Origin of the sequence: Gluconacetobacter johannae (genome assembly GCF_014174305.1) — a bacterium.
Classification (GTDB): domain Bacteria; phylum Pseudomonadota; class Alphaproteobacteria; order Acetobacterales; family Acetobacteraceae; genus Gluconacetobacter; species Gluconacetobacter johannae.
On record NZ_JABEQH010000006.1, the window covers coordinates 182946 to 190272 of the forward strand.

The following is a 7327-nucleotide window of genomic DNA, read 5'->3' on the forward strand; positions in this document are numbered from 1 at the left end:
CCCGCCTGTTTCCCGAATTCAGGTAGATGCGAACCTAGCCCGGCAATGGGGCGGGATCCAGCCCCCCGCCACCCGGCGAGGGCATCGGCGCCGCCGGCGGGGTCGGGGGCACCGAGGCCCGGCGATTCTCGGGCATCGGGTCGTCGACCACGATCCGCTCGATCTTCTCGCCGCGCAGCACCTGGCGGATTTCCTCACCCGACAGGGTCTCGTACTCCAGCAGCGCCTGCGCCAGGCGATGCAGCTCGTCGATATGCTCGATCAGCAGCGTCCGGGCGCGGAGATAGGCCGCGTCGATCAGGCTCTTGATCTCGTCGTCGATCTCGCGAACCGTTTCTTCCGACACGTTCTTGTTCTGGGTCACGCTGTGGCCCAGGAACACTTCCTGGCCGTTGTCGCCATAGGCGATCATGCCCAGCTTGTCGCTCATGCCCCATTCGGACACCATCCGGCGCGCCAGGTCGGTCGCCATCTTGATGTCGCCCGACGCCCCGTTCGAGACATTGTCGGCCCCGAAGATGATTTCCTCGGCCGCGCGCCCGCCCATGGCCAGGGTCAGTTCGCCCAGGCATTTGGCGCGGCTCTTGGAATAGCGGTCGCCTTCCGGAAGGCTCATGACCAGGCCCAGCGCGCGGCCGCGCGGAATGATCGTGGCCTTGTGGACCGGATCGGCGCCCGGCGTCAGGATCGCGACCAGCGCGTGCCCGCCTTCGTGATAGGCGGTCATCTTCTTCTCGTCGTCGCTCATGACCAGCGAGCGGCGCTCGGCGCCCATCAGCACCTTGTCCTTGGCGTTCTCGAACTCCAGCATCGCCACGGTGCGCTTGCCCAGGCGGGCAGCCATCAGCGCGGCCTCGTTCACCAGGTTGGCCAGGTCCGCGCCCGAGAAGCCCGGCGTCCCGCGCGCGATCACCTTCGGATCGACGTCCGAGGCCAGCGGCACCTTACGCATATGCACGCGCAGGATCTTCTCGCGCCCCACCACGTCGGGGTTGGGCACCACCACCTGCCGGTCGAAGCGGCCGGGGCGCAGCAGCGCCGGGTCCAGCACGTCGGGGCGGTTGGTCGCGGCGATCAGGATCACGCCCTCGTTGCTCTCGAACCCGTCCATCTCGACCAGCATCTGGTTCAGGGTCTGTTCGCGCTCGTCGTTGCCGCCGCCCAGGCCGGCGCCGCGATGGCGGCCCACGGCGTCGATTTCGTCGATGAAGATGATGCAGGGGGCGGCCTTCTTGCCCTGCTCGAACATGTCGCGCACGCGCGAGGCGCCGACACCCACGAACATCTCGACGAAGTCCGAGCCCGAGATGGTGAAGAACGGCACGTTCGCCTCGCCCGCGATGGCCCGCGCCAGCAGCGTCTTGCCGGTGCCCGGCGGGCCGACCAGCAGCACGCCCTTGGGGATCTTGCCGCCCAGGCGGGTGAATTTCTGCGGGTCGCGCAGGAAGTCGACGATTTCCTGCAGTTCCGACTTCGCCTCGTCGATGCCGGCGACGTCATCGAACGTCACCCGCCCCTGCTTTTCCGTCAGCATGCGTGCGCGCGACTTGCCGAAGCCCATCGCCCGGCCGCCACCGGCCTGCATCTGGCGCATGATGAAGATCCACGCGCCGAACATCAGCAAAATCGGGGCGTAATTAATCAGATAGCGCAGGAAGGGGTTGGAATCGCTGTCCTGCGGCTTGGCCACCACCTCCACGCCCTTTTCGGTCAGGCGGGGGATCAGCGTCGGGTCCTGCGGCGTATAGGTCTCGAACGATGTGCCGTCCGTCAGCGTGCCGGAAATATTGTGATCCTGCACGATGACCGAGCGCACCCGCCCGCCATTCACGTCCCCGATGAAGTCGGAATATGCAAGCTGCTGCGATGCATGCTGCACGCTTCCGGGCTGGAAGACGTTGAACAGCAACAGCAGCAACACGATGATGATAACCCAGAGGGCCAGGTTCCGGCCAAAATTGTTCATCTTGCCCATTGTTCCATACGCTGGCGCCACCCGGTTCCCCTTACGGTGCCGGAGCACGCAAGACCGTTCATTCTGACCAGGGGCCACACGCCTTTTCAACCTAATGTTCTACCCTACATAGGCCGATCGGGGGACATTCACACCCCCATGTCCGGTCTTTCTTGCACCGCGAGGGCAGATTCACCCCCCGGTCCCACGCCCGCCCCACCCTCGGGCAGGTCCCCGAACAGTCCGCTCTCCGCCGCCATCGCGCCGGGTAGCAGCGCGATCCGCACGCCCGCCAGCTCCGGCGCATGGCAGATTCCGGCCGTCGGCACCGCCACCACGCGGCCGTCGCGATGCAGGGCCGGCAGCGTCCGCCACGCCCGCGCCGGCCAGCGCGACCGCCACCCCGGCGGCGCCCAGCGCGCGACCGACCCCGCCGCGCCCAGGGTCACGCCGTCCAGCACGGTTCGCCCTGGCGCCCACAGGACGAAACGCCCATCCCAGCACGCCCCGGCCCGCGCCGGCACCGCGTCGTCCATCGCCGCCTCCTCGCGCACCACCAGCCAGGCCAGGCCGACCCGACGCAGCGCCGGGCCGGCCGGCAGCAGGCAGGCCCCGCCCAGGGTCGCGGGCCGGGGGGCGGCCGCCAGCGCGTCCACCGCCCGGCGCGGGGGCGGGTAGTCGCGTCCCGACACCATCCGCAGCACCGACGACAGCGCCCGGGGGGACAGCAGGTCGGCCGGCAGCGCCACCCACCCCCCCGGCGCATATTCCGCCCGCGCCGCCAGCGCCACGGCCTGGTCGCGGTCCGCCGCCATGCGCGCCCGCCCCGCCCCCGCCGCCGACCGGCAGGCCCGCATGGCGCGGTCCGGCGCGCCGGCCAGCGCGGCGCGCACCCGCGCCCGCTCGGCGCGGACATCGGCGTTCGACGGATCCTCGACCCATGCCAGCCCGGCGTGGCGCAGCGTCGCGCGCAGCCGCGCCTTGCCGAACCCCAGCAGCGGCCGCACCAGCCGCAGGTCCGCCGTGGACGAGATCCACGCCATTCCCGCCAGCCCGTCGGGGCCGCTGGCGGCGCGCCGGCGGATCAGGATCGTTTCCGCCTGGTCGTCGGCATGATGTCCCAGCAGCAGGTCGATGATGCCCGCCTGCCGGCAGGCCCGCGTCAGGGCGGCATAGCGGGCGCGCCGCGCCCGATCGGCCAGGCCGGGCCCGCGCGTCAGCCCGTCGAGGACCAGAAGGTCGGCCGGAATGCCCAGGTCGCGCAGCCGCTCCAGCGTCAGCCGCGCCTCATGCGCCGATTCGGCGCGCAGCCCGTGATCGACCACCAGCGCCCGCACCGCGCGCCGCCAGCGCGCCGCGAGAAACGCCAGGCACAGGCTGTCCGCCCCGCCGGACACCGCTATACCCACGGGGGGCACGTCCGGCCCGCCGGGCGCGCGGTCGGGCACCCAGGGGCCCAGCCGCGCCATCACCCGGGCGAACAGCACGTCGTCCACCACCTGGCCCGTGGCGTCACCGGCGACGCCGGTCGGGTCGGCCACGCCGTTCAGGCCGGCGTCAGCGGCATCCGGCGCGGGTGCGATAGCTTGTCTCGGCCGTGCGGACCTTGGGCGCGGGGGACGGGAATTCGCTTTTCAGCTTGTCCAGCGCCTGGCAGGCCGATGCCTTGTCGCCCAGCGCCAGCAGGGCCGCCGTCACGCCCAGCAGCGCGTCCGGCGCCCGGCCCGAACGCGGCGCGCGATTATAGGTGTCGTAATAGGCCACCGCCGACTGGCGATATTGCTTCTGCCCGGCCAGCGACTGCGCCAGCAGGAACTGGGCGTCAATCTGGCGCGGACCGCGCGGGCCGGCCAGCACCTCCTGGGCCGCGGCCTGCGCGCCGGCGTAATCCCGGCGCAGCAGCGCGGCGTTGCCGTCCTGCAGCACCGCCTCGACCGTGCGCTTCGCAGGCTTCGGGGCGGCAGGCGCCGGGGCCGCCGAAGGTGCCGCGGCCCCGCCACGCCCGTTCTGGGCCGCGAAATTCATGTCGTCGATCTGCTTCGACATCGCCGCGTTCTGGGTCTGCACCTGGTTGGTCAGCTGGTCCAGCTGCCCGCGCATGTCACGCACCGCCTGCTCCAGCGTGCTGACCCGGTCCAGCAGCTGCGCCGTCAGGTCGCCATTGACCGGCGCCGATGGCGCGGCGCCGGGCGCCACCGGGGGCGGCAGCGCACCGCCCGGACCGGCGGCGGACTGAAGCTGCGACATCTGCTGGCGCAGGTCCATGATCTGGTCCTGCAACGCGATGCCCTCGCGGCTCGTCACATCCTGGGCCAGCGCCTGCACGGGCGACAGGACCCGCAGGCCCGCCAGCAATCCCACGGCCGCCAGAGGGAAAACACGAAAGGAAGAAGGGCGGAAAGCGACAGACCCCATGAACGGATTTCCCTTGCAAGACGGCAGAACTTCGCGAACGGCGGGCCAGAGGCCCCACCGCGCGTCCTGCCCCTTGTCTAAAACAAAACCGGCCAGGCGATAAGCGCCTGGCCGGTTCCATCCGGGTCCGAAAAAATCCGGCAGGCCGGATCAGCGAACGGACGTGATCGCGTTACGGTTCTGGGCCCACGACTGCTCGTCGTCGCCGGTCGCCGTCGGACGGTCCTTGCCGTACGAGATGGTGGTGATGCGCGAGGCGGCGACACCCTTCGCCACCAGATAGTCGCGCGCGGCGTTGGCGCGGCGCTCGCCCAGGGCGATGTTGTATTCCTCGGTGCCGCGATCGTCGCAGTTGCCGGCAACCTGGATCGTCACCTGCGGATACTTGGCAAGCCAGGCGGCCTGGCGGTCCAGGGTCGCCTGAGCCTCGGTGGACAGGTTGTTCTTGTTCAGTTCGAAGAACACGCGATCACCGACATTGGCAACCAGGTCGGCTTCGCTGCCCGGCGTGACGCCGGTGCTCTGCGCGGCGGCGCCCGTTCCGGTCGTGGCGCCCTTGTCCGTGTTGTCGCCGGAGCACGCTGCCAGAAGCACGGCCATGCCAAGCGCACCAAGAAGCTTCAGTCTCATTATTTTTGATCCTGAGATCGGTTCCCTTAATGGAACCATATGATTAAGTTGCCGGGTAAAGTCTCTGGTCCCGACACTCGTTTTGTTCTGCCAACAACCCGGCGACAGAACGTTGCGAACACTGGAGACCAGTTGCCCGTTAACGCCAGACCTCATTAATCGTCAAGATGTCCGGAACACATACCCGTCATCTTGTTTCCGTATCGACCGGAAAAGCACAGTAGAGCGCCTTTCCGGCCCGAAATATTCAACCGTTCAGCGGCGACCAGGCCGGATCCGACGCGCCGCCCACCGGGATCGCGCGTTCGTGAAACCCGGTGATGTCGATGGTGCTGATCCCCGACGAGAACCCGGCACCCCCCGCCCCCGCCGCGGTCTGGCGGCAGAAGGCGATGACCCGTCCATTGGGGCAGAAGGACGGGCTTTCGACCGTAAAGCCCTGCGTCATGATCCGTTCACCCGTGCCGTCCGGCGCCATCACCCCCAACGAGAAACTGCCGTTGGCGATGCGGGTGAACGCGATCACATCGCCGCGCGGTGACCAGACCGGCGAGCCATAGGTGCCGCTGCCATAGGAAATCCGCCTGGCCCCGCCGCCGCCGGCGCTCATGATATAAAGCTGCGGCGTGCCCCCGCGATCCGAGTTGAAGACGACCTGCGACCCGTCCGGGCTGTAGCACGGGCTGGTGTCGATCGCCCCGGAGCTGGTCAGCTGCCGCTTGGCCCGGGTCACCAGGTCCACGGTGAAGATGTCGGACCCACCGCCGCGCGTCGCCGACAGCACCACCGACCGTCCGTCCGGGGCAAAGCGCGGGGCGAAGGAAATCCCCTCGAAATCGCCCAGCAGTTGCTGCCGCCCGGTGGCGAGGTTGAGCATGTAGACCCGTGGGCGATTATTGGCGTACGACATGAACGCCAACTGGTCGTTGGCCGGGCTGAAGCGCGGCGTCAGGGTCAGCCACTGGCCGCCCGACAGATAATGGCTGTTGGCCCCGTCCTGGTCCATGATCGCCAGGCGCGTCGTCTGGTGCGCGCGCGGGCCCGACCGCGCGATATAGGCGATGCGGGTATTGAAATAGCCCTTCTCGCCCAGCATGCGCTCATAGATCACGTCGGCGATGATATGCGCGATCTTGCGGACATCGGCCGCCGCCGCCGTATAGGCCGTGCCCTGGATCTGCGTCCCCGTCAGCACGTCCCACAGGCGGAATTCCACCCGCAGCGCGCCGCCGCTGCTGCTGGCCGTCCCGCTGACCAGTGCGCGGGCGCCCAGCGATTTGTAGGTGGCGAAATCCGGCATGCCCACGGGCAGCGACCCGGCGATCGGGCGGAACAGGCCGCAATTGCCCAGGTCGGCCGACACCACCTCGCTGACCTGCTGCCCGAAATCGCCGCCCAGCGCCGGGATCACGATGGGAATCGGCTCCGAACGCGCCTGGTCCACGGTGATTTCGGCCGCGCCGGGCGCCCCCTGCGCCAGGGCCGCCAGCGGCGAGGCCAGGATGCCGCCCGCAATGCCGGCGCCGATCAGGCCACGCCGGCCCAACGCGGTGGCCAGCAGGGATGCATCCGCATCGGAAATCAATGGCATGTCACTCGGACGCATGGGGTTCTCTCCTCGGTCTCGCCGCATGGCGATCGCTTGCTTCTTCATGGGCGGAAAACGAATTTCAGTTGTCGTGTCTGTCCCAGCAGGTTCTTCGGCACCGGCAGTTGCGCGCAGGTCGGGCTGAGCACCGCGGCACGCGCACGCTCGGCCAGGGCGCGGTAGGAGGGGTCGCCCTCCATCCGTGCCTGGGTATCCGGGGCGAACTGCACCAGGCGGGCCATGCCGGTCGAATCCACTGTCACGACCAGATGGGCCACGAATTGGGCATAATTGCGGGCCGCCGTGTCCTCGGAATAACAGCGGCGCACCGCATTGCCGATCGCCTTCTGGTCGGCGGCGTTCAGCGCGCTGGTGATGTCGCCGTCCGGCCGGCCGCCGCCGTCGGGCGCACCGCCCTGCAGCGGATTCGCCCGCGCCTTGGGCGGGTGGGTCTGCTTCTGGTCCGCCCGGAACGCATCCAGCGTCGCCAGCAGCGAATGCGTGTCCGGCACCGGCTTCTTCGTCGGGTTGGGCTGCGTGACGTGCGAGAACTGCGGCGGCTGCGGCAGCGCATTGGGCGCGGGCTGCGGCGAGGGCGGGGCCACCGCGCGCGACGGCACGGGCGGAGACGGCGGCGTCGGCGGCGCCTTCACGGCGTCGGGCGACGGCTGTTCCACCTTGGGCGGCACCGGGACGTCGGGCAGCGCCTGGGGCGGCGTCTCGGGCGGCGGCGGCACGGG

6 protein-coding genes are annotated in these 7327 nt (G+C 69.6%); all 6 read right to left on the reverse strand.

Translation table 11 applies throughout. The features are described 5' to 3' along the window. Positions 1–34 precede the first annotated feature (34 nt). Positions 35–1966, reverse strand: coding sequence for an ATP-dependent zinc metalloprotease FtsH (gene ftsH, locus HLH21_RS06085; protein ID WP_281375015.1), 1932 nt, complete (start codon positions 1964–1966; stop codon positions 35–37). A 137-nt stretch (positions 1967–2103) separates the two neighbouring features. Continuing rightward, complete coding sequence (tilS, locus tag HLH21_RS06090) at positions 2104–3495, reverse strand: tRNA lysidine(34) synthetase TilS (RefSeq protein ID WP_343065120.1); 1392 nt, start codon at positions 3493–3495, stop codon at positions 2104–2106. A 16-nt stretch (positions 3496–3511) separates the two neighbouring features. Beyond that, positions 3512–4369, reverse strand: a complete 858-nt coding sequence (locus tag HLH21_RS06095; protein ID WP_246379288.1) for a tol-pal system YbgF family protein — start codon at positions 4367–4369, stop codon at positions 3512–3514. A gap of 150 nt (positions 4370–4519) precedes the next feature. Then, positions 4520–4999, reverse strand: coding sequence for a peptidoglycan-associated lipoprotein Pal (gene pal / locus HLH21_RS06100; RefSeq protein ID WP_182942325.1), 480 nt, complete (start codon positions 4997–4999; stop codon positions 4520–4522). Positions 5000–5246: 247 nt separating this feature from the next. Beyond that, positions 5247–6605 (reverse strand): Tol-Pal system beta propeller repeat protein TolB, encoded by a 1359-nt coding sequence (tolB, locus tag HLH21_RS06105; protein WP_182942327.1) that lies wholly within the window; start codon positions 6603–6605, stop codon positions 5247–5249. 44 nt (positions 6606–6649) lie between these two features. Continuing rightward, on the reverse strand, positions 6650–7327 hold a 678-nt coding region (locus tag HLH21_RS06110; protein WP_182942329.1), incomplete at its 5' end, for an energy transducer TonB.

What these genes read in the sequence shown, in the direction of transcription:
- ftsH (WP_281375015.1), bottom strand. Translation starts at nt 1,966, where the DNA reads ATGAACAATTTTGGCCGGAACCTGGCCCTCTGGGTTATCATCATCGTG.
- HLH21_RS06095 (WP_246379288.1), bottom strand. Translation starts at nt 4,369, where the DNA reads ATGGGGTCTGTCGCTTTCCGCCCTTCTTCCTTTCGTGTTTTCCCTCTG.
- pal (WP_182942325.1), bottom strand. Translation starts at nt 4,999, where the DNA reads ATGAGACTGAAGCTTCTTGGTGCGCTTGGCATGGCCGTGCTTCTGGCA.
- tolB (WP_182942327.1), bottom strand. Translation starts at nt 6,605, where the DNA reads ATGCGTCCGAGTGACATGCCATTGATTTCCGATGCGGATGCATCCCTG.